This is a genomic window from Algoriphagus locisalis (assembly GCF_900116615.1).
Lineage (GTDB): Bacteria > Bacteroidota > Bacteroidia > Cytophagales > Cyclobacteriaceae > Algoriphagus > Algoriphagus locisalis.
Genome location: NZ_FPBF01000015.1, coordinates 1 through 23,320 on the forward strand (window position 1 = coordinate 1; position 23,320 = coordinate 23,320).

15 protein-coding genes are annotated in these 23,320 nt (G+C 42.0%); 8 read left to right on the top strand and 7 right to left on the bottom strand.

Annotation, left to right across the window (positions count from 1 at the left end; genetic code table 11):
- From BM386_RS24030 to BM386_RS23300, 3 genes are all read left to right on the top strand, one after another.
- Positions 1 to 1,867, top strand: a 1,867-nt coding sequence (locus BM386_RS24030) for an MBG domain-containing protein (RefSeq protein ID WP_139235990.1), incomplete at its 5' end; no start/stop codon positions are given.
- A 65-nt stretch (positions 1,868 to 1,932) separates the two neighbouring features.
- The gene (locus BM386_RS23295) at positions 1,933 to 2,895 is read left to right on the top strand and encodes a PorP/SprF family type IX secretion system membrane protein (RefSeq protein ID WP_091698605.1); all 963 of its coding nucleotides are present in this window, start codon (positions 1,933 to 1,935) and stop codon (positions 2,893 to 2,895) included.
- A gap of 132 nt (positions 2,896 to 3,027) precedes the next feature.
- The gene (locus tag BM386_RS23300; protein ID WP_091698610.1) at positions 3,028 to 3,486 is read left to right on the top strand and encodes a hypothetical protein; all 459 of its coding nucleotides are present in this window, start codon (positions 3,028 to 3,030) and stop codon (positions 3,484 to 3,486) included.
- 237 nt (positions 3,487 to 3,723) lie between these two features.
- Here BM386_RS23300 and BM386_RS23305 read toward each other — a convergent pair whose 3' ends face one another.
- Positions 3,724 to 4,134: a glycosyltransferase family 2 protein gene (locus tag BM386_RS23305; protein WP_244545609.1), complete on the bottom strand. Its 411-nt coding sequence runs from the start codon at positions 4,132 to 4,134 to the stop codon at positions 3,724 to 3,726.
- A 95-nt stretch (positions 4,135 to 4,229) separates the two neighbouring features.
- On the opposite strand from BM386_RS23305, the gene BM386_RS23310 reads away from it, so the two are divergent.
- A complete protein-coding gene (locus BM386_RS23310) occupies positions 4,230 to 5,759 on the top strand; it encodes an MAC/perforin domain-containing protein (RefSeq protein ID WP_091698619.1) in 1,530 nt (509 codons plus the stop codon).
- Positions 5,760 to 6,396: 637 nt separating this feature from the next.
- On the opposite strand, the gene BM386_RS23315 is transcribed toward BM386_RS23310, so the two are convergent.
- The 6 genes from BM386_RS23315 to BM386_RS23340 all read right to left on the bottom strand — a co-directional run bounded on the left by BM386_RS23315 (position 6,397) and on the right by BM386_RS23340 (position 12,727).
- Positions 6,397 to 7,131 (bottom strand): glycosyltransferase family 2 protein, encoded by a 735-nt coding sequence (locus tag BM386_RS23315; protein ID WP_091698621.1) that lies wholly within the window; start codon positions 7,129 to 7,131, stop codon positions 6,397 to 6,399.
- Positions 7,128 to 8,945: an ABC transporter ATP-binding protein gene (locus BM386_RS23320; protein WP_091698624.1), complete on the bottom strand. Its 1,818-nt coding sequence runs from the start codon at positions 8,943 to 8,945 to the stop codon at positions 7,128 to 7,130. Before BM386_RS23320 ends, BM386_RS23315 begins: the two co-directional genes overlap by 4 nt.
- 7 nt (positions 8,946 to 8,952) lie before the next feature.
- Positions 8,953 to 9,939: a glycosyltransferase family 2 protein gene (locus BM386_RS23325; protein ID WP_244545610.1), complete on the bottom strand. Its 987-nt coding sequence runs from the start codon at positions 9,937 to 9,939 to the stop codon at positions 8,953 to 8,955.
- A gap of 210 nt (positions 9,940 to 10,149) precedes the next feature.
- Positions 10,150 to 10,923 carry a LytR/AlgR family response regulator transcription factor gene (locus tag BM386_RS23330; RefSeq protein WP_091698630.1) on the bottom strand — a complete coding sequence of 258 codons (774 nt, stop codon included), beginning with the start codon at positions 10,921 to 10,923 and terminating at the stop codon, positions 10,150 to 10,152.
- Positions 10,920 to 11,945, bottom strand: coding sequence for a sensor histidine kinase (locus BM386_RS23335; protein ID WP_091698632.1), 1,026 nt, complete (start codon positions 11,943 to 11,945; stop codon positions 10,920 to 10,922). The genes BM386_RS23330 and BM386_RS23335 overlap by 4 nt, the downstream gene beginning before the upstream one ends.
- Positions 11,946 to 11,983: 38 nt before the next feature.
- Complete coding sequence (locus BM386_RS23340) at positions 11,984 to 12,727, bottom strand: hypothetical protein (protein WP_091698635.1); 744 nt, start codon at positions 12,725 to 12,727, stop codon at positions 11,984 to 11,986.
- A gap of 412 nt (positions 12,728 to 13,139) precedes the next feature.
- On the opposite strand from BM386_RS23340, the gene BM386_RS23350 reads away from it, so the two are divergent.
- The 4 genes from BM386_RS23350 to BM386_RS23365 all read left to right on the top strand — a co-directional run.
- A complete protein-coding gene (locus tag BM386_RS23350) occupies positions 13,140 to 14,015 on the top strand; it encodes a YihY/virulence factor BrkB family protein (RefSeq protein WP_091698640.1) in 876 nt (291 codons plus the stop codon).
- Between the two features lie 159 nt (positions 14,016 to 14,174).
- Positions 14,175 to 14,588 carry a hypothetical protein gene (locus tag BM386_RS23355; RefSeq protein WP_170857168.1) on the top strand — a complete coding sequence of 138 codons (414 nt, stop codon included), beginning with the start codon at positions 14,175 to 14,177 and terminating at the stop codon, positions 14,586 to 14,588.
- A gap of 92 nt (positions 14,589 to 14,680) precedes the next feature.
- The gene (locus tag BM386_RS23360; protein WP_091698645.1) at positions 14,681 to 15,223 is read left to right on the top strand and encodes a phage tail protein; all 543 of its coding nucleotides are present in this window, start codon (positions 14,681 to 14,683) and stop codon (positions 15,221 to 15,223) included.
- A gap of 79 nt (positions 15,224 to 15,302) precedes the next feature.
- Positions 15,303 to 23,320, top strand: an 8,018-nt coding sequence (locus BM386_RS23365) for a putative Ig domain-containing protein (RefSeq protein WP_091698648.1), incomplete at its 3' end; no start/stop codon positions are given.

A 23,320-nucleotide genomic window follows, 5' to 3' on the forward strand; every position in this document is an offset into this window, starting at 1 on the left:
AAACAACGGAAGAACAGATGTTGGAACCCAGGAAGTGACGGCAACAATCACGGGTGATAACTTCACTACGTTGGTATTGACCGCTGACTTGACGGTTACCCCAGCTACGGTTGCTGATATCACGTTTGCAGATGACAGCTTCGTTTACGATGGGACTGCTAAGTCACTGGTGATTTCTGGAATACTTCCAGAAGGTACAAGCGTAAGCTATAGCAACAATTCCAGAACGGATGTGGGATCTCAGGAAGTGACTGCAACGATTACCGGAGACAATTATACCAGCTTGGTATTGGCAGCCGACTTGACGGTTACCCCAGCTACGGTTATTGATATCACATTTGCAGATGACAGCTTCGTTTATGATGGGACGGCTAAGTCGATGGTGATTTCTGGAACACTTCCAGACGGTACAAGTGTAAGCTATAGCAACAATTCCAGAACGGATGTTGGATCTCAGGAAGTGACTGCAACGATCAGTGGAGCCAATTTCACTGGCGTATCATTCACTGCAAACCTGAGCATCACCAAAGCCATCCTGACGGTGAAAGCGGATTCAGGACAGGGCAAGGAGTTCGGAATGGAGGATCCTGAATTGACCTATCAGGTATCAGGACTTCAAGGTTCGGATAGCGAGGCAATCATCACAGGGGCCTTGTCAAGGGGAGCTGGAGAGGATGTTGGTACTTACCTGATCCAGTTGGGCAGCTTAAGCGCCGGTGCCAACTATATGATCAACTTTACCGGAGCTGAGTTTAGAATAATCAGTATCGACACGGATGGTGATGGCGTACCGGATGATGTCGAAGCGGAAGAAGGGACTGATCCTGATGATCCAACAGATTATGCAGATTCTGATGGAGATGATGTTCCTGATTATGTAGAAGATCGAAAGGGAACTGATCCAGTGCATGCCGGAGATTATCTGGATACGGATGGGGATGATGTGCCAGACTATGTGGAAGAGCAGCAGGGAAGCGATCTAAACGACGGAGCAGATTTCGTTGACATCGATGAAGACGGGATTCCAGATTATGTTGAAGATAGATCAGTTGTTGATTTTATAAGCCATAGCATTGATGTCCAGTGGGGGACTATGACAGATGAGCTAAAGCTTCCGGAAGAGGTGGTGATGATCACCGCAAACGGGGAATTCATCAATCAGGCGGTTACCTGGGATCTTGCCGAATATGAGCCTATGAGTTCAGGAACAGGCAGCTATACCGGAATAGTAGCACTTCCTGCAGGATTATTCAATCCTAGTGGACTTCAGCCAACACTTGAAATCACGGTACTGGCTAAGCCTGCTCCACAGGATGTGACCTTGAGCGAAAACAGTTTCATAGGAATCCCTGATCAATTCTTCCAGGAAATCGGAGCATTCACAGTGGTTGATCCTACAGACGATCAACATTCACTGAGTCTTCCTGATGGAGTTCAGGATAATGGATTCTTTGAAGTTCTGGACGGAATACTCTTCTGGAGCAGTGCAGAGCAGGCAGAAGGAAGAACTGACTTCACCATTGTGCTTAGCGTGTCAGACAGGGCAGGCAATATCCTGGAAAAGGAGTTCAGCATTATCCGTGAGCGTACCCCTTTGGAGCAATTGCCTATTCCAAATTCCTTTACACCAAACGGAGATGGAGTGAATGACACCTGGGGTATGTCGGCCTTACGCTACTATGGCGGGGTGAGAATTTCAGTCTTTGCCATAGGCGGCGACAGATTATTCTATACCGAAAATCCAGATATCAGATGGGATGGTGTTTTCAACGGCAAAGTAATGCCTGTGGGAGCTTACCTATATGTAATCGAAGTAGGAGAGACTGGAGAAATAAGAAGAGGAATGTTAAACCTAGTAAACGAATAAGATCAGGCAGGGAGGCCGGCTTTAATTCCCGGCTTCCCTTTTTCGGATTTAACCTAAACTTTCAAATGAGAGACTACATAAAATATCTGCTATCTGCTGTCCTTGTAATCGGGTTGCTAAGTCCTGGGTTTTCACAGTCGAGAAAATTCATTTCAAACTTTAATTTTTTCCAGAGCTATTACAATCCTGGATTGACGGGTTACGAAGGATCCACGGTGCGGGGTTTTGTCCGCAACCAGTGGTCTGGGGTCGAAGGTGCACCTAAAACCTATTTCTTCAGCACTGAGCTTGATTTTGGGGAACTGGCAGGGGAGGAAGATCCTGCGCTAATGGGCAAGAATGCGGTTTCTATTAATTTACTTTATGATACCTATGGGGCATTTCGGGAAACTGAACTTACGCTAGGGTATGCGAGCAGAATCAGACTATCAGAGACCCACAACCTAAGGCTGGGAGCTGGGCTGAATTACCAGAATATCCGCTTAGACGGCAATGCGCTGACTACAGAGGAGCAAAATGATCCAATGCTCGGACAGCACATCGGTCAGTTTTCGAATATGAATGTGGTGGACTTCAATCTAGGCATCGCACTGACCCATGCCAATTACTATTTTTCCTATGGTATGCACCGTGTGAATGGAGGAAAGATCACCTCAGGAGATGAATTTATGGATGGATATCCGGCAAGCTCCATTTTCCAAGCTGGCTATCGAAGTGCAGTAAGTAGTAATGTTGCAGTGATCGTAAACGGGATGTACAGTACCCAGAAGAATCAGGACGACAATATTGAATTCAATTTTAAGGCTCTGCTGATGGATAGGCTATGGTTGGGGATAGGACACCGGATAGACTATGCGACCAATGCCCAGATGGGAATACTGACCAAGCGGCTAAGAATAGGTTACCTGTACGAGTTTCCCAATGCCACCAGCTACAACCTTCCGGGAAACACCCATGAGTTCACAGCGGTGTTCAATATTTTCAGGGATAATGTGAGGATTGAGTCTCAGGAAGTGGTGATGTGGTAAGGGGTTTTTTGTATTTTGAGCACTTATTAAGAGCAAATAAAGGGATTGATCTACCTGAAATATTGTCTTTAACTAAATAGAGAAGAGACGATTGCTCTGTAGATGACACCTTATGAAGGGCTAAATGAGTAAATGAAAAGAGAAATCAAACCACTTTTTAGAAAGGTAAATACCAAGGCTAGAGGTGTGCGCCATGAGTTTGGAGGTGACTTCAAGAATTCCAGAAACAAAAAAGGAGAAACCCGCGAGGTGACCAAAGGATCCATGCATGGAAAAGTAGAGAGAGGGCTTGACTATACCCCTCTCTTTAGGTTTCTATTATCCAAGGTAGGCTTGGAGTGGGAGGCCGTTTTCAGGGAAGCTGAATCCCGCCTTGATAAAACCGACCCTATATATTGGGTGGTGGCAATAAATGACGAGGATAAACAAGATTATGTACGGGTGGGAGAGTCTTCCTATTTCTCAGGCATGTATGTGGATGAAAATGGGATTTTACAATTGACTGATCCTGCTCTAACGGCAAAAGATCTCACACCATTCTGCACCTGCTGCACTCATACATTAAACGGAAAGGTGTTTGGGTCGGATTAACAATTCAAAAAAACGATGAAATTGTCCGCCATCTGCCTGAAATGAACCTTCATAGCTTAGAAAATGAATAGCCACCCCATTTTGGATAAGTGCAATTCCAACTGGAACGCCATTTTGTATGCAGTTTGAGGGATAACCATCCATAAAACAGGTAGATCAAAGACCGTTGTGCCAGTGGATCAAGGAAATTCATATTTTTTCACTTCAGATTAGGAATATTTAGCGCTGCGCTGCGTTTTATTTCTTCTCAAATATGAGTGATTGTAAATTTTCTGTGATACGGTAACCCGAAAAGAGGGAAAGGTAGGGCATAACTTTATTAATGGTCTTAGACCAGCTTCTAGGGTTCCGGATTGGTCCACCCAGTTGCTGCTGAAGGAAAACAGTATGCTTCTCATTCAGCAAGTTGATAGTTCTCTTTTTATCCTGCTTGGTTACGGCTTTACGACGGGAAATCGAATGAATTCTATAGTAAAACCCCACACAAGAAAGCTTTTTCACTTCACCACCGTTTTTCAACAGGCTGATCCAGAACTCCCAGTCTTCCCATCCCCAAATCAAGCGTTCATCAAAGCCACCTGAAGCTGCCCAGTCATTTTTCCTGAATACGACTGAGACAAAGATCATATTGTCTTTTGCAAGAATCACATAATAAAAATCCGAGCAAAATCTATTTGAACTATTTGTTACTTTAAATTTTTTTCTTTAAAATTATAAAATTAATTAAAAAATAGATATTTAATATGAAAAAAGTATTTTATCAATGCATTTTTGCATTTCTTACATTTTTGGTATCGTGTTCAGTAGAACATGAACCTAGCCAACAGAAAATTGAGAAAATAATTAATGAAGAAATAGAAGAAAAATTCTTTGATCTTGAAGAATTAAGCAGCAATGGTTTTAATCTTAGAACTTCAAGTTATAGTAACTATAATTTATTAGGACATGGGTATGATGTGACAAAAAATCATGCAGTTGAAGACGGAAGCTCAAATAAACCTCAAGTAATAGATATTGCAGCTCTTGAATCTGATAATTCAGTAAACTTATTGTTTACTTCTCCAATCAATATGCAAACAAATGATATTGAATTTGGTGAAAATGCGTATGATTTTTCATCTAAAATAACTAGCTCGCAAGATCTTAATGTGCAATTGGCACTGTTTGGAAAGAAGATTTCTTCAAAGTTTTCAAATTCTAAAAACATTTTAAATAAGTTTAATAGCAAATTTATATATGGAAGTCATCAAATCTCATATAGAAAGAAAAGTGCCAGAATTATTGGGAGCTTTAGTACTCCTGATACCAACGAGAGTATTAACATTAGAAATAATTATTTAAATTCAACCTTTTTAGCGTTTGTGAATTCACACACACCTCAAGAAATAGTACAAAATTACGGTACTCATGTTTTAGTAGATGTTGTTATTGGTGCAGCCTTCGAACTTAGTTATCAAGCAGAGACCAATTCTACTGAACGTCTACAGGTTGCTGAAATTGGTCTTCATTTTGGTGTAGATTCTTTAGTTGGCATTGGTGGCAATCAAAATTTTAGCGAAAATTTACTACAAACCATTAAAAATGGAAGAATAAAATGGACAGCTCGTGGAGGTAATCCTAGTGCTAGCATAATTTCTGGAGAAATCAATTTAAATAGTGGTCAACCGATAAATCAATTGAACTTAGGGCCATGGGAAGCTTCTCATACCGAAAGCAATTATGTTCTAATAGATGTTCCTAACAATGGGTATGTGCCCATTTATTTTTTTGTTACTGATATAACTAAGCGAAATGCGCTTAAGTCTTATATCGATAGCTATCTGGTAAATAATAGTATATCTATGTTTGATGAAAAAATTTCAGTAATTAGATATTATAACCATAGTCGTTTAGATCACTTATATACTATAGATTCCCAAAATGAACTCCTTGGAGGGTATATACAAGAAGGTACTGCTTTTTTCGCACTGTCCTATAAGGCTCCTCAGGCATTCCCTGTATACCGTTTTTATGGATCTAAAGGTCGAAATCATTATTATATTAAAGGAGACGGGAATTCAATTCCAGCAACTCCATCAGGATATGTAAATCAAGGTATTGTCTTTTACGCTTATGGAAGTAATATAAATGGGGCAAAACCAGTATATGAACTTTACAAACATGAGAGTTCTAGTAGAGTAAACCATCTTTACACTATTGATATTAATGAGAAAAATAATGCTGTAGCTAGTGGTTATCAGTATTTGGGGATTAAATTTTATGCACTTCCGTAATAGAGGCACTTAATTTCCTTTAAGGCCGGGGCAGTATTTCTTTCCCGGCTTTTTTGATTTATTATAATTGCAATTATATCGATCCATGCCTCGCTAAAATAGTTTCAAAATGGTTCTACACTAAATTTAATGGAATAGTTATCTTAGAGGGAAAGAATGTCTACCGAGATTTTTTCAATGCCCTGCTTAATCTTTAGGATTCGTGGGAAGTACGATCTATCGAAACAGACCTTTGAAACTCTCAGATTTACTTTAGTATCGCCTGCCGTTTGAAGGAATTGGCAGATGACCAAACCGGTGAATTATGCAAAGTTTATGATTATAGGCCGAGCGTGAATTTTGCAATCTTGAAACGATGCAATACAAAACCTATATTTAAAGTGTAAGCTACTCAGAATTATTGCTTCAAACGGCAAATTGAAGATGTGCAGCTCAATTGGGACTCGGGTTATGAGCGGTATACTTATCTTTTTGAGCATGATGTAATTGATCTATTGGAAGCAACTAAGAACCTAACTAAAAGCGCGTGTTCTTGCGTTATGGTTTTAAAATTGTGAACCAGACTCTTAATGTAAGTACCCATAGGGGGGGCTGAAAAAAGTATAGTGGTATATCCTAAACCTTCTATGTACTCTTCCTATTCAGCACAGATTTCCAACCAATTATTTTCACGCTGGATTCTCGAAATGGTCGTTTGAAGTTTGGTTTCCTTTCGCTTAGCTCCAAGGATGTCTGTAAGGTTTTGCTGATGCTGTCTGTATTGCACAAGACATTCGCTTAGGTAATCTATGCTTCCGTAATGTGAAGCGACAAATACCATCCAATGATCATAGAAACCTTTTTTAGGAAATGGGAAAATGTATTTCAGTAGGTCTCTACTGAAAAGCATGCTATGCCCTGAAACACAATTGAAAAACAGGAAGTTTTTAGGGTTTTTTCCGCTTACGAAATTGAGTCTGGTACTTATGTTAATCCCCAAACTTTTTCCCTCTTCATCTATCAATTCAGAATCATGATATACCAGAATATGATCCTGGAGAAGATCAAAAAGCTTTTCAATTTTGTTTAGCGCCCATATGTCATCCTGATCGCATGGAGCGATAAGGTCTCCTTTACATGCCTTGAAATTTGCTGCAAAATTCTCCTGGTAACCTAGGTTTCTAGGGTTTTGGTGCACTTTGATCTGGGGGAATTTCTTAGCGTATTCCTGGATTATACTTGGCGTTTCGTCCGTGGAACAATCGTCATAAATAGAAATTTCCAGATTAGGATAGGTTTGGTTGACCAGACTTTCCAATTGGGGGCGCAGGTATTTGCAGCCATTATAAGTGCAAAGTGCAATAGAAATCAGGGGTAGAGAGGAGTTGTTCATGCCTGAGTGAATTTTTGTTTGTCAATAAGATTACTGTATAGCCCTTCTTGAACCAGTAATTCATAGTGCGTTCCTTGCTCTATGATCCTTCCTTGGTCTAAAACCAGGATCAGATCTGCATTTTGAATCGTACTCAGGCGATGCGCAATTACCAGTGTAGTGCGGTTCTTCATCAACTTATTGAGGGCATCCTGCACCAGGAATTCTGATTCGGTATCCAGAGCGGATGTAGCTTCATCCAGAAGTAGAATAGGGGGATTTTTCAATACAGCTCTGGCAATGCAGAGTCGTTGCTTTTGACCACCGGAGAGTTTGGTGCCTCGATCTCCAATATTTGATTCAAATCCCTTTGGTGTTTGTAGGATAAAGTCCTGTGCATTTGCGATTTTGGCAGCTAGCTGGATTTCTTCCATACTTGCATCAGGATTTCCAAAAGCTATGTTATTGGCTATGGTATCATGGAAGAGAATGGACTCTTGGTTCACTATACCGATAAGGGATCTAAGGGAGTCTGAGGAAATATTCCTGATATCAATTCCATCAAAGGACACACTTCCTTCCTGTGGGTCAATAAACCTTGGAATCAGATCCATCAAAGTGGATTTGCCTCCTCCTGAAGGGCCTACTAAAGCAACAGTAAACCCTCTGGGAATCACCATGCTTATATTTTTCAGGATTTTCTCATGACCATAAGAGAAGCTTACCTCTTTTAAAGCAATGCCATTTTTAAGGCTATTTATCACAATAGCTTCCTCTTGATCTTTAATCAAGGGTTTTTCATCGATTAGCTCCAGTACCCTTTCCCCAGCTGCAATCCCTGAATGAATGGTACTAAATGATTCTGTGATTGCTTTGGCAGGACGCATGATCTGTGAGAAAATAGCGATGTAGGTAATAAAGGCCGAGGCACTGAGTTCAGATTGGTTATCGATCACCAGAGACCCTCCATAGAGTACGATGATGATGACCATAACTACCCCGAGTAACTCGGAAACCGGAGATCCCAATTGCTGTCGATATGACATTTTTCTGCCCAAGTCAGAGAAGGTTATATTTTCCTGATGGAATCTGTTTTTGATCCGCTCGGTAGCATTAAAGGCTTTGATGATCTTAATTCCTGAAAGCGCCTCATCCAGGTAACTCACCATCAGGCCAAATCTTTCCTGCGCTTCTTTGGCTTGAGCCTTCAGGCGCTTTACGATTTTTGAAATGACAAATGCGGAGACAGGGATCACCAGCATGGCAAAAAGTGTCAACTTGTAAGAAATGGCAAACAGAATAAATAGGTAAGCCACTAATTGGAATGGTTCTTTGAATAATACCTGAAGCGTACTGGTGACTGAGTACTGCACTACCTGAACATCGGAGGTTATTTTAGCAATGATGTTTCCCTTTCTCTGTTGATTAAAATAGCCTACATGTAAGTCCATCACATGATTAAACACTGTTTTTCTCAAGTTGAGCAGGGTGTAAATCCGTAGATTTTCAATTATTCTTTGGGAGATATACCGGAAAGTATTGCTGAGAAGTACAGATAGGAAGATGAAAAGGCAAACCCATTTTAAGGCTTCATAGGCTCCCCAGGTTTGTTGGATAGTGTAAACGTAGTAGCTAAAATAGTCCATGATATCTACCCATGATTCGGGCTTGATCACAGCTGCAGTTTCCTCCTTGAAAAGCGTACTGAGTAATGGGGCTAGTAATGCAAGATTCAGCGTGTTGAAAACCACCGCCAAAATGGTAAATATCACATAAGGGATTGCATACTTTTCAATAGGTTTGGCAAAGGATAGTAATCGCCAGTAGATTTGCATAGTAGATTTATAAAGCAGTTAATTCCTTGTTTAGCAATAGGCTATGAATGGTAGTTGTGACCTCAGCAAGACTTTTTTTACCCCGGTTTTTCATCATGAGATTTCGTATTCTTTTTCTGGATTGGCGAATTTCCTTTTTGTTGGCCTTAAATGCGGCATAGGATTTCAGTATCCAAAATTGACCTAGTAAAACCTTTGGGATTACTTCTGCCCAGAGGATGTACAGCTTCCAGCGTTTGAGATCCTTTCGGTCCATATGAATGGCATGAAACAGCATGCGGTTTCGGAAGTAGATTTCCTTGATTTTTGCCTTTTGGAAGTAGTTCTTGGTGGTGTGGGAACCTAAATGAAAACAGGTGGCTTCGTGTTCGTAGTAGCTGTTCCACCCCAGTTTCCACGCTCGAATGGACAGATCCAGATCCTCTGCATAAAAGGGTGAATAGATTTCATCAAACCCTTCCAGTTCAAGCAATTTCTTTCTGTCAAGCAGGCAATTAGCCCCTGAAAGAAAAGTGGTTGGGATTTTTTCAGCTAAGGAAGTGGTAGGATATACTTGTTTGTCGGATTTTAATTTGTACCCGTTAAATCTTGGGATTTTAGCAGCTACCTCTACATGGTCCCCTGATTTGTCCAGGATTTTGCCCATCACTCCGAATGTACTGCTATCTCTGAAGTAGGGAAGGAGCTTTTCCAGATAATCAGGAGCCAGCTTTATATCAGAGTTTATCAATAGTACCAGGTCATGTTTGGCTGCCATTATTCCTTGATTGCAGGAAAAGGAAAAGCCTTTGTTCTGGGCATTTTGGATAATGGTGATGGTTGGATGGTTTTCCTGAGTAAATGTGACCGAATCATCCTGTGAAGCATCATCCACTAGAATGATCTCATACTTACATTTACTGTTTTCCAACGCTTGAAAAGTGAAAGGTAAATAACGATCTAAGAGCTCCTTGCCATTATAATTGGGCAGGACCACAGATATGGAATAATTCAAAATGGTAGTGGTTTAGTTACATAAGGAACGACTGGGTTCCCAAAAACGCTACAAAAAATTCATAATTTCTTATTCTCAGTCATGATGCATGCCTGGAAGAAATGACAGGATTAGGTTCCGAAATTGAAAAATTACTTGGTAAACATCAACTAAGTGGATGTGACTTAAATTGAGCTCCAAATTCATAAAAAAACTTTTGCCTCATCCAGTTTATTTTTCAATCCAGTTCAAAAATTCAGGTGTCTGACTTTGGCTGCATACAAGCAATTGACTTACACCGGCGAGTTTAATGGCAATAGAGTTTTTGGTATAGCGCTCAGTGCCGGTTACCGTTTTTTTATTGACAAGTTGGCTTCGATTGATCCTGAAAAAAATGTCTGGATCGATCCGGCTTTCTATTTCCTTCAGGGTAGTTTCCTTCATCAGGTGTTTTTTACCTGATTTTTCAATCCCATAAACTAAACCATCCTCCGCCGAGAAATACACTATTTCCTCTACGGATATAAAGTAATTTCCCTTTGTGGTGGGGATAGTAAAACGGGATTTGTATTCCTTTTTGCTTTGGTTTTTTTCTTCAATAAGAGCTGCAAACTGCTTGAACCAAAGCTTCTCATTGGAAGGCTGTTGTGTCAGTAGTTGAAATTTTGCCCAAGCATGTTCAAATTTTTCCAAACTGAACGGTTTCAATAAATAGGCAATTCCATTGCTTTCAAAGGCCTCCATCCAGAATTCGTTATAAGCAGTAGTGAAAATAATGGGGCAGGTAAAGGTTACGTTCTGAAAGATTTCAAATGCATTACCGTCTCTAAGCTCTATATCGGAAATGATCAGATCAAGTGCCGGCAAGGATTCCAGGTATTCTATTCCAGCCTGGACTGATTCGATTTCAGCGGTGACTTTCACATCGAGCTGCAATTCATCCAAATACCGTTTTATTTTTTTTCTTGCAGGAAGTTCATCTTCCAAGAGTAGTATTTTGATCATGGAATAAAGGGGATACTTACAGAGAACAAGCCATTTTCTTCGCTTACAAAGATAGGTTTGGAACTTAATATCCGGTATTGTTCCCGGAGATTTGCCAGTCCCTTACCGCCTTTGTGTCGAGGGTTCTTGAATGGGATTCGGGTATTGCTGACCGTTAAACGCTCTCCAAGAGTAAGGTTGATTTTCACCGGATTTTCTACTGTGCCATAATTGTGGAAAACTGCATTTTCAATAAGTAACTGCAGGGTAAGGGGAGGTAACTTGCCTTGGGGGTTATCTAGTGTGATTTTCATTTCATAGGCCTTTCCGAATTTTTCAGCGATGAGCTGGAAATAGCTCTCTGCAAATTCCAGCTCTTCTTGCCATGTCACCAGCTGACAGTCTGAATTTTTCAATGAATACCTGTAGAGTTCTGAAAAATTGTGCAGAAAAGCTGAGGCAGACTTCGGGTTTTCTTCGATCAATTGATCCAGAATATTCAGGTTGTTAAATAGGAAATGGGGATTCAGTTGCTGTTTGAGATGGGTGATTTTTGATTGCGCCAAGGCTACCTCATAGTCCTTAAGTTGACGCTGATGGGACTTGAATTGCTGGAAAAGCAAGAGCGCCAAATAGAAACCACCATAGATTACAAAGTCCAGGATTCTGGAGATATTGCCAGAGAGCTGTATGTATGTTTGGTAGTTTCTTTCCCAGGTACCAAATGCCAAGGCAAGAGCCATGGTAAAAGCATTGGATACTAGCAGAAAAATGATCAATCCCTTCCCAAAACTGAACATAGATTTTTTCCATGGAATGGATACCTGTGGAGATAGCTGAAGCCAGCTGAATGAAAATTGCAGGATAAAGAAAATAACCAATGCCTGGATTAGTGAGAAGACAGCAGATTCGGGAGTCAATATGTACCAATCGACCAACTGACCGGGAGAAACCCTGCTTCTGATGGAGTCCAGATAGGCGAAGAAAAAGATCAACCCTAAAAATTTAGGGTTGATCTGAAGACGCTGTAAAATAATTTTCATAAAGTGTAAAATATAGGCAATTGCCCACAGATTAGCTCTTAATTTGTTTCTGGCCAGGAGCTGGTAATATTACCTTCGGAATCATAAGCCTCCAGTTTGGGATTGTTGTCCTTATCCAGGTAGAACATCGCCCGCGGCATTCCCTGCTCATCAAACAAAAATAGACCGTTGTTTTGACTTCTTGATTTACCGAGCATAATTCTAGGAGCCCCACCGATCAATTCTTGCGCTTGATAGTCGGCATATTTGCTTTTGAATGCCTCTGGATCAGTTTTTCTGAGTTCAGCCAGTTCGTTCATGATTTCCGCTGTTTTTTGCTGGGATTCTTTTGCCGGTCTGTCATTGAACACCAGAGAGGAACTCACGTATCGCTCATCGCCCCGCTGCGAATCTGTCGTCAGTAGCTGCATCACCTGGTCTCCGTCGTACTGGTCAAATGTAAGGGATAAGCCAGCACTATGTCCGTTTTCCTTCTTTTCGCCGTCATAGATAAAACCCCCACACTCGATACCATCTTCGTTATAGAACAGCATTCCTGCCCGCTTTTTTCGGTCAGTATTGGTGGGTCTTCCGTTAATTTTGTCTTCTCCATTTGGGAAAAGCCCGGCATTGGTGACAATGAGTTTTATGGTGCCGTCTGCTTCTACCACATTGATACGCTGTACATCAATTGTCTCAAATTTTTGATTCCCTGAAGGTTTGAAAGAGGAGAAAAACAGCAAACTGGAGCTGATTGCTGCGGTGGCAGCGAAGGTTCTGAGAAAGATAAGTTCTTTGTTCATCGTTGTTTTAGTTAGAATGATGCTCAAAAGTAGGGTTGGGGTATGCAGGGAGAAACTAGAATCCAATGAACACAGGAATTTTTCAAATGACTCAGGAATTGCTGGAAGTGAGTATGCAGCTGAATAACAGATTTAGACTAATCCGGGGAATAACAAAAGAAAAAGGTATTGATGTATAAAAGAAGCCTTATGGTACTTTCTAAGGCTCTGGAATCCGAATCTTCACTTTTTAAGTTCCGGAAGTTTGTGCGAACGGCGGTAGTTCCTGCTTACAGTGCACAGACGTTGCCATTCTTTTGTTCCCCACCTATCCCAGTATTGTTTCCTTATGTCAAAAAAGAAAGCAGGGATTAGTTACATGTATAAAAGGGCATTCTGTATCTTGGACGACGGTTTTACCGTAGCTTAAATTATGCACAAAACGGTCCAATGCATTTCTAAACTATCGTTCGCTGAATGGAAGCGCATTTTTGTAAAAGTAAAAGAACGTACGGAAGAAAATAATGTGGTAATTATTTCGGCAGGAGTGGGGTTTTTCGGGTTTTTAGCCATTTTTCCTGCGATTATGGCGCTTATTTCTATTTATGGAGTTGTAATGGATCCCCAGCAAATTGAGGAGCAGGTGTCTAACATCAGTTCGATGATGCCGGAGCAGACCCACGAAATCCTCCAATATCGGGTGGACAACTTTATCAAACCGGAGGGTAAACCGCTAGGTTGGGGTACATTTTTCGGAATTCTCTTGGGTATTTGGATTGGCAATCTTGGGACAAAATCCTTGTTTAGGGGAATAAATATTGCCTATGAGACCGAAAGTAAACGGGGAATCATCAAAAACAATGGACTAACCCTGTTATTTACCTTTGGTGCTATCATCCTGATTATTCTCAGTGCTGCTTTGATCGTGGCATTCCCGGCAATCATCGAAAAAGTAGGTTTACCTGATAACATTGAAAGCCTGATAAGTTGGTCTCGGTGGCTAGTCATGGGTGTAATTCTGGTGGGGAGTATTGGTCTGATTTATAATTTTGGACCAAAAAGAAAGCGTCCCGGTTTTATGTGGGGCATACCGGGTGCCATTTTAGCCAGCGCTTTATGGCTACTGGCTTCCTGGGCATTTTCCTTTTACATCCGTAACTTCTGGAATTTAGGTGAAATTTATGGGTCTATCTCAGCTGTTATTTTTCTTATGTTGTGGCTTTTTATCAGCACTTTTATCGTTCTCTTAGGAGCTGAATTGAATCATGAAATAGAACACCAAGCAATAAGGGAGTCGGCTCAGGAATGATAGGATTCAAAACGACTTTTGCAGGGTGCATCTTAGCCTATTGACTTAAAGTAATAGTGGTTTAGTCAACTTTCTGATTTTTAGGGTAATGTTTTTTAAAAATATTTAGGGTATAGTTGAATTTTTTAGTTTTTTCTTTTACCTTGGAGGTATATTTTTATGCATAATTTTATTTTTCATAAGTGTGGCATGCGTCACGAGGAATTTAGTTTTTCTGCTGATTCTCAGGATTTTAACAGTTCTTGGAAAAGAAATGTCCTTTGTCCAGCCGAAATTCGTGCTAAAAATATTTACTGTACCCACGGAACGGCTTTGTTGAGATTTGGGGATTTTTTTCAATTTCAAAATTCCGGATTAAAAAGCCTTCTTATTGAGCTTCAAAATCAACTTTTCTTACTGGATCATCGAAAAGGGGAACTTGAGAAATACGTCTTTGAAACTGACATTGAAATTCAGGAGCAGTTGAAACAAGAACTCAGAACAGTGGATTACGATTACGGGAAAATCTGTGATCAAATAAAAAGTATAGTAGTTCGAGGGATCTTTTTTGAAGAGATAGTGCCGTTGGGTTAGAGGTAGAGCTGTTGGCTTGGTCTTCCTAAATCTGAATTTTTAAATACAAACTAAATATTTTATCTAAACCTTAACCTTTAAATTTTATTACTATGGACGAGTACATTGGAATTGTTAAAATGTTTGCGGGAACCTTTGCGCCGCGAGGTTGGGCTTTTTGTAATGGACAGCTTTTGGCTATCTCATCAAATTCGGCCTTATTCAGTATTCTGGGGACTACCTACGGAGGAGATGGACGGACAACTTTTGCCTTACCTAATTTGATGGGAAGGGTTCCCTTGGGAACGGGTCAGGGACCTGGGCTGAGCAGCCACAGATTGGGGGATATGGCGGGTCAGGAGAATGTCACCCTGAACCAAACCGAAATCCCTCAACACACGCATTCACTCCAGGCAAGTTCAGGCGTTGGGTCAGTGAACACGGCAACCAATAATTTCCCGGCGGGAGGTCAGATCCAGATCGACCGAAGCAGTCCAGTATATCCCACTAATTGTTATGCTACCTCCGGAGGTACGGCGATGAATCCTCAGGCAATCGGCGTGGCCGGTGGAAGTCAGCCTCATAGTAACATGCAGCCGTACTTGGCAATGAATTATATCATTTGCCTGCAGGGGATCTTTCCTCCAAGAGACTAATTTGATTTTCCTTGGAGCTCATTGAAATATGACTCCAAGGGAATTTTTTATCAATTGAATTCCGCTTACCTCCAGTTCTATGAAAAAATTTCCGCCCCTGTTTATCTTTTTGCTTGTCCTTTTGAGCTCTATTGCTCCTCAAAAGGTATTTGCACAGACGACGATTGATTTTGAAAATCCACCGAGTATTGGTGCTGTTAAGTCCGTTTCTGTAGGAGGATTTACATTTGCAGCTACCATCGCCAATAGTAGTTATAATATTGGGTTTTCTCAGTTTAACGGCTCTACAGCTTTGGTCGATGGCAACCTGGCTGAAAATGGTCTCACTCAATGGAAAATCACCAAGGATGGAGGAGGAGAATTTCAATTTAGGAGTATTTATATCCAGCGAAGAGGACTCGGATCCGAAAGTGGTAACATTAGTGGCTTCAAGAATGGGGCTCCTTCTGGACCTGCCAAACCGATTGTTTTCAATGGGGTAAAAGATTTCGCAAGCGATCCTGATTTTTTTGATGTGGATGAAATTCGAATCGAAGCAACAGACATTTATGTTGCGATAGATAATTTTACCTATGGACCTGTTTTTGTTCCTGTAGATACTGATCCATCGGAGGTTACTTCTATATTTCTAACAGGTACCCCTCTTTCCAATGTGCCATCCGTTAGTTTTACAGTTAACTTTAGTAAAACCGCATTTAATGTTAACGTAGATGACTTTATTCTGACCAAGACTGGATCGGCAAATGGAAGCATTGCTTCTGTTACCGATTCAGGTACGACCTACTCGGTGACAGTCAATTCGATAACAGGAGAAGGAAGCATACGGCTTGATTTAAAATCAGGCACCAATATTACCAATGCCAATGGGAATACCGGAACTCCAGCCTTTACGTCCGGTCAGTCACATTTCGTCAGTCCTTGTCTGATTGAAACTTTTGAAAATGAAACAGTAGGAAGTAAGTCCTTTTCTACGGGAACGAATAATTTTTCAATTACAGGAAATCTGGAAGTCTACACTCAAACTCCAACCGTTGGTATCGGCGGATCAAGATTTGTTTTAAAAAATACAGGGACAGGGACGTACACGATCAATTCATCCAGTGGGACGGTCCTGCTCAATACCATAGCTTTCTATTTATCGTCTTTTGTTGACGGAAATACTCCAACTGGAACAGGAAGCTTAACCTTAGTAGGGAAGCGGGCCGGCTCCACAGTTTATACCATTACCAAGACTTCAGGGTTCAATGTAACCCCATCTGCAAACAGTGGCTATACCATACTCGATTTTGCAACTGAGGGTGGAGTCGATAATGCCACTAAACCCATTGATCAGCTTGAAATAAGCATAGGAGGAGCATTTGTCTATCTGAATGTAGATAACTTCCAGTTTTGCAACGATACAGAAGCACCATCAGGCTACACGGCCACAATCGACCAGAATCTGATCGATAACGGCAACCAAAATGCGGTGAGCTTCACCTTTGCAGGTGCTGAAATTGGCGCAACTTATAATTATACTTTTTCAAGTTCAGGGGGAGGAACTGACGTAACGGGAACTGGTACGGTGGCCAGCGCAACAGAACAAATCACAGGGATTAATCTAAGTGGATTGAAGGCTGGCACTGTCACTTTAAGTTTTACTCTTAGTGATGTTTCAGGCAATACTGGAGACACTTCAACTGATACAAGTACCAGAACACTTAACCCATTTCTTGGAGATGACAGAAGGATTGATTACCGTGAAAATGACCTTCCGATTAGCTTCTCAAGTGGAGGTGATATAAGTGTATTAACCAACGGAGTGAATATCGCTGAGGCTGTCGTTACTTTCCTTGATCCAATAGCAGGAGATATCTTAGCTGTCGGTGACGCAACTCCCTTCGCTGCTTCTACAGTTGGTGATGTGATCACGCTCTCGGGCTCTGGAACAGCTGCCCAGATAAGTGCCGCATTGAATTCCATAACCTATGTGCATGATGGAGATGATCCTGGTCGGGCAGATTCTGACAATTCCAGATCAGTAGAAATTTTTGTGGAAGATGAGTTAGGAAGGTTATCGCCAACCATGAAAATTAACATTGTCATTACAAGTGTAAATGATGATCCGACATTCGTTTCATTGCCATCTGACCTTACAGTTACAGAAAATACGGCTAGTAATTTGGATTTGTCGGCAGCCACATTTAGTGATGTCGATGCTGGCACACTGCCTATTGCCCTTACGCTGCAAGTAGATCTTGGGACTTTGCAGGCTACTTCAGGAGGCGGTGTTATCGTTGGGGGATCCGGTACAACTAGTATTACCCTGACCGGATCACAGTCTGCAATTGATTCTTACTTGAATACCTCTTCAAACATTCAATATACAGGTCCTGAAGATCTTCTGGGGGATGATGCTGCCTTGCTTACTGTTTCTGCGAATGATGGTGGAAATAGCGGGGAAGGAGGAGGAATTCCAGTTGCGTTGGGTACAGTGAGTATTACTATCAATTCTTCAAATTCTGCTCCTACCGATATACTTCTGGATAATTCCAGTGTAGAAGAAAACCAATCCATCGGGACTTTAATAGGCACATTATCTGCCACAGATCCTGATACAGGGGATACGTTTACTTTTACATTAGTTCCAGGTACAGGAGCTGATGACAATGGTTCCTTCAGTATTTCAGGAAATGAACTGCGTACAGCAGAGGTTTTTGATTTTGATGTCAAAAATAGCTATTCAATCCGAGTGAGAGTTACTGATTTCGCAGGATTGGCCTTTGAGAAAGAGTTCCTGATATCTGTCGAAGAGTTTAATGAATTACCAACTGATCTCTTGCTGGACAACAATACGGTTGCTGAAAATGAGGCAGTCGGTACAGCAGTTGGGACTTTTTCAGGAGTTGATCCAAATAATGGTGAGACTTTCACCTATTCATTTGCCACAGGCGCGGGAGATGAGGATAATGGATCCTTTAGTTTAGTTGGTGATGAGCTTCAGACAGGAGCTGTATTTGATTTTGAAACCAAAAACACCTACTCGGTACGGGTTCGTGTGACTGATGCCGGAGGATTGTTTCTGGAACTACTATTTAGTATAAGTATCACTGATGTTAATGAATTTCCTGTCGTAAGCAATTTGATTCCTAACCAGAGTGCTACAGAAGACGAGGCTTATTCATTCCAATTTGCCCTGAATACATTCCAGGATGAAGACGGGGATGTTTTAAGCTATTCTGCTCAACTTTCCGGTGGAGGAGCTTTACCGGCTTGGCTGTCCTTCAATTCAACAAACCGAACTTTCAGCGGAACTCCTTTAAATTCCCATGTCGGCACAGTCAGTATCGATGTAACTGCAAATGATGGAAATGGAGGAACTGTAACTGATACATTTAACATCGTCGTTGCCAATGCCAATGATGCGCCGACAGTAGCTAATGCTATTTCTGATCAGAATGCGACAGAGGATCAGCTGTACAACTTCCAGTTTGCTGACAATACCTTTTCTGACATTGACGTTGGGGATGCATTGACCTATACTGGCCAATTAGCAGGTGGGGGAGCTCTTCCATTATGGTTGAGTTTTGATCCGCTGACTCGGACTTTCAGCGGGACACCTTCAAATGAAAATGTCGATACGGTAAGTATTGATGTGATCGCCAATGATGGAAACGGAGGCACGGTTACCGATACTTTTGACATCGTCGTTGCCAATGTCAATAATGCCCCAACAGTAGCCATTGCGATTTCAAACCAGAATGCGACAGAGGATGCGGCGTTCAACTTCCAGTTTGCTGCCAATACCTTTAATGACATCGATGTGGGAGATGTATTGACTTATTCTGCTCAGCTGGCAGGAGGCGGAGCTTTGCCGGTTTGGTTAAGTTTCGATGCTGCTACCCGAACTTTCAGCGGAACTCCACTAAATGCGAATGTCGGTACGGTCAGTATTGATGTAATTGCCAATGATGGAAATGGTGGGACTGTAACAGACACTTTTGATATTGTCGTTGCCAATGTCAATGACGCTCCGACGGTAGCCAATACTATTTCTGATCAGAATGCGACAGAGGATCAGCTGTTCAACTTCCAATTTGCTGCAAATACCTTTAATGATATTGATATTGGAGATGAGCTCGCTTATTCTGCCCAGTTAAGCGGTGGAGCAGCACTTCCTGCCTGGTTGGATTTTGAACCAGTCACCAGAACGTTCAGCGGAACGCCAGGCAATAATGATACAGGGGCAATCGAAATTGAAGTCACTGCCACTGATAATTCAGCTGCCGGTACATCGACTACTTTTGAGCTTACCATAGCAGGAGTAAACAATGCTCCTGAGGTATTTGCACCACTTTTTATTGCGGTATTTGAAGATGAAGTAGAGGCACTCACAGGAATAAGTTTCACTGACCCGGATGCGGGCAACAGTCCTGTTACGGCCACCTTTAGTGTAGCATCAGGGACCTTAGCAGCTACTTCAGGAACTGTAGTGGTTTCAGGAACTCCGACCTCCTTGATTTTGGAAGGAAGTGTTTCTGATATCAATGCATTTATTTCCAATGGTGATTTGACATTTACCACCGCTTTAAATGCTACCTCTGACGTAAACCTGAACATCAGTATTTCTGACAATGGAAATACCGGTATAGGTGGTGGTGCCTTGACAGATCAGACTGATGTAACTATTGATGTCACAGCAGTAAATGATGCCCCGGAAAATACAGTTCCGGGAATACAACAAACTGATCAGGATGTCGATCTGGTTTTATCCAATGCCAATGGAAATTTGATCAGCATCAGTGATGTGGATGCAGGTGGAGGAACTGTCCAAGTCAGCCTCACAGGTACCAATGGTTTGATCTCATTATCCGGCACAGCGGGGTTAACCTTCTCCATCGGGTCTGGAGTCAATGATGGTACCATGACGTTTGATGGCACAATTACCAATATTAATACCGCTCTGAGCGGAATGATATTCCGACCAACACCAGGGTTTAATGGACTGGCAAGTCTGTCCATTACCTCTAATGATCTGGGATTTTCTGGCTCCGGCGGAACTCAGACAGACACTGATGTATTATCCATAGCTGTAAACTCCATCAACCCTATCATTACCGTGGTAAGCAGCGGTTCCACAAACGGCGCATATAAAATAGGGGACGAGCTTTTCATTCAGATCAGTTTTGACCAGGCGGTTGTTGTAGATGATGCAGGTGGAAGTCCTACATTGACCTTGGAAACCGGAAGCAGCGATCGCCAAGCGACGTACCAAAGTGGATCAGGGACTACTACTCTGAATTTCAGCTATATCGTTCAGCTGGGGGATGTCTCTTCGGATTTGGGTTACACGGGTACCAATGCGTTGGCTCTGAATGGATCAACTATAGAGAATGCTTTGGGAGATGCAGCCATTCTCAGCCTTCCTCCAAGCGGATCAGCCAATTCACTGTCAGGTCAAAAGGACTTAGTAATTGATGGGGTCATTCCGGTTATCGCCTCTGTCTCTGTTCCTTCTAACGGTGTTTATGCTTTGGGTCAGAATCTGAATTTCACTGTAAACTTCTCTGAAGCGGTAACAGTCGCTGGCTCTCCTCAATTTAGTCTTACTGTAGGGGCTTCAACCCAGCAGGCAAGTTATCTATCTGGTTCGGGAACAAGTGCTCTGGTTTTCCGCTATACAGTGCAAAGCGGTGATCTTGATCTTAACGGCATCGTAGCAGGAACTTTGTCCCTCAATGGGGCAACTATAAGGGATGCAGCCGGGAATAATGCCAATTTAATGCTGAACGGAATCGGCAGTACCAGCCAGGTTTTGGTGGATGGGGTAAGACCGACTGTAGTAAGTTTAAGTTTGGATAACACTGCACTCAACATTGGACAATCCGCTACGCTTTCGGTTGTTTTCAGTGAAAGGGTTTCCGGACTGGAAGTTGATGATTTTACAGTTGCAAATGGTGCGCTATCCAGTTTAACCTCTTCGGACGGTGGAGTCACCTGGACTGCTGTATTGACACCTACAAGCGGGGTACAGGACAATACCAACAGCATTATACTCTCCATTTCGGGAGTGATTGATCTGGCTGGAAATTCCGGTATTGGAACCGCCGAATCCGATAACTATTCCATAGATACCCAATTGCCGGTTGCTACCATCGTTGTTGCAGATACTGAACTTACTGTGGGAGAAACCTCCCTGGTTACTGTATCATTTACAGAAGAGGTGAGTGGATTGTCTCTGGATGATTTTACAGTAGAAAACGGGAGCCTTTCGGAATTGAATTCTTCTGATGGCGGGATTACTTGGACAGCTATACTAACCCCGGACACTGGAGTTGAAGATGATACTAACCTGATTACGCTGGACAATACGGGGTTCGAGGATTCTGCAGAAAATACAGGAACTGGTACTTCCAATTCTAATAATTACTTAGTGGACACCGCTGTCCCGGCAGGCTATTCGGTCACCATCCTTCCTACTTTAATTAATGGCATTAATGAAACCAACTTTAGCTTCAATTTAATTGATGGGGAAATTGGGTCTGAATATACCTATACTATCAGTAGTGATGGGGGTGGAACTCCTATCTCAGGGACAGGTACTGTAAGCTCTTCCAATCAAATAATTGATGGCATAGATGTATCTGGCCTTCCTGATGGTGAACTGACACTTACACTGAAATTGACGGATCCGTCCGGGAATCCGGGAGAAGAAGCAAGCGATTCTATTGATAAAATCCTGCCCGCAGTGTTAACGATCTCAGTGCTTACCCAGGCTGATGAGAATAACATTGATGCTGAATTTGAGATAGTATCGGATAACCTGTTTGCTGCAAATACCACCGTAACAATTCAGGTATCAGGAACAGCTACCTCAGGAAGCGATTATATAGCATTGGGGACTTCATTTGTTTTTCCTGCTAATACAGCCAGTGTCATCCTACCTGTATCTGTGATTGATGATGCCCTAGTTGAAGGGAATGAAACAGTTATTGTGACTCTCACAGGAAGTGATAACAGCTTGGTTTCTTTTGGTCAGCCGATGGAAGCCACGATGACTATCATCGATAATGATATTCCAAATCAATTGACTGTAACTCCTGTAGCAAACCAAGGTAAAGAATATGGAGCTGCAGAACCGGCTACTCTTCTTTATTCTGTCAGTGGATTTAACCCTGGCGATGATGAAAGTATCATTACCGGGCAACTGAGTAGGGTTGCTGGAGAAGAGGTAGCTGTGTATGCCATAGAACAAGGAACTTTAGACGCAGGGCCGAATTATTTTATTACCGTTGCTCCGGTTAATTTCACCATTAGCCCGGCTAGCTTAACTATCACCGCAGATGTAAATCAAAATAAAATCTATGGAGATAGTGATCCGTCATTAACCTACTCGTCTTCAGGCTATAAGAATGGAGACAACCAAAGCATCCTGAGTGGCAAACTGGTTAGGGTAGCGGGGGAGAATGTGGGTTCATACGGCATCAATCAAGGAAACTTAAGCGCAGGGTCTAATTATACCATAGCTTACTCGGGAGCAGGTTTTGAAATTACCCCACGGACCTTGAACGTTATAGTTGATTCGAATCAAAGTAAAGTTTTTGGAGCCGCTGATCCGACTTTGACTTATAGTGCAAATAACTTCGGCAATGGGGATGATGAAAGTATTTTCACCGGAGCACTAAGCAGACAAGCCGGAGAGAATGTAGGTGCATATGCGATCAATATTGAAGACCTTTCCGCCGGGGGTAATTATGCGATCAACTTTACCGGAGCAGATTTTGAAATTACCCCAGCTACGATTACAGGAGTCACTTTCGAAGATGAAAGCTTTGTTTATGACGGCACGGCCAAGTCCCTAGCTATCTCGGGAACACTTCCTGCAGGCACTAGTGTAAGCTATGCTGATAACTCAAGAACGGATGTGGGTTCTCAAGAAGTGACTGCAACGATCTCTGGATCGAACTACACTACGTTGGTATTGACTGCTGATTTGACAATAACCCCAGCTACGATTACAGGAGTCACTTTCGAAGATGAGAGCTTTGTTTATGACGGTACTGCCAAGTCCCTAGCTATCTCAGGAACACTTCCTGCGGGCACTAGTGTAAGCTATGC

Bases quoted from the DNA above. Each gene is read 5' to 3' on its own strand.
- BM386_RS23295 (WP_091698605.1), top strand. From the start codon at position 1,933: ATGAGAGACTACATAAAATATCTGCTATCTGCTGTCCTTGTAATCGGG.
- BM386_RS23300 (WP_091698610.1), top strand. From the start codon at position 3,028: ATGAAAAGAGAAATCAAACCACTTTTTAGAAAGGTAAATACCAAGGCT.
- BM386_RS23310 (WP_091698619.1), top strand. From the start codon at position 4,230: ATGAAAAAAGTATTTTATCAATGCATTTTTGCATTTCTTACATTTTTG.
- BM386_RS23315 (WP_091698621.1), bottom strand. From the start codon at position 7,131: ATGAACAACTCCTCTCTACCCCTGATTTCTATTGCACTTTGCACTTAT.
- BM386_RS23320 (WP_091698624.1), bottom strand. From the start codon at position 8,945: ATGCAAATCTACTGGCGATTACTATCCTTTGCCAAACCTATTGAAAAG.
- BM386_RS23330 (WP_091698630.1), bottom strand. From the start codon at position 10,923: ATGATCAAAATACTACTCTTGGAAGATGAACTTCCTGCAAGAAAAAAA.
- BM386_RS23335 (WP_091698632.1), bottom strand. From the start codon at position 11,945: ATGAAAATTATTTTACAGCGTCTTCAGATCAACCCTAAATTTTTAGGG.
- BM386_RS23340 (WP_091698635.1), bottom strand. From the start codon at position 12,727: ATGAACAAAGAACTTATCTTTCTCAGAACCTTCGCTGCCACCGCAGCA.
- BM386_RS23350 (WP_091698640.1), top strand. From the start codon at position 13,140: ATGCACAAAACGGTCCAATGCATTTCTAAACTATCGTTCGCTGAATGG.
- BM386_RS23355 (WP_170857168.1), top strand. From the start codon at position 14,175: ATGCATAATTTTATTTTTCATAAGTGTGGCATGCGTCACGAGGAATTT.
- BM386_RS23360 (WP_091698645.1), top strand. From the start codon at position 14,681: ATGGACGAGTACATTGGAATTGTTAAAATGTTTGCGGGAACCTTTGCG.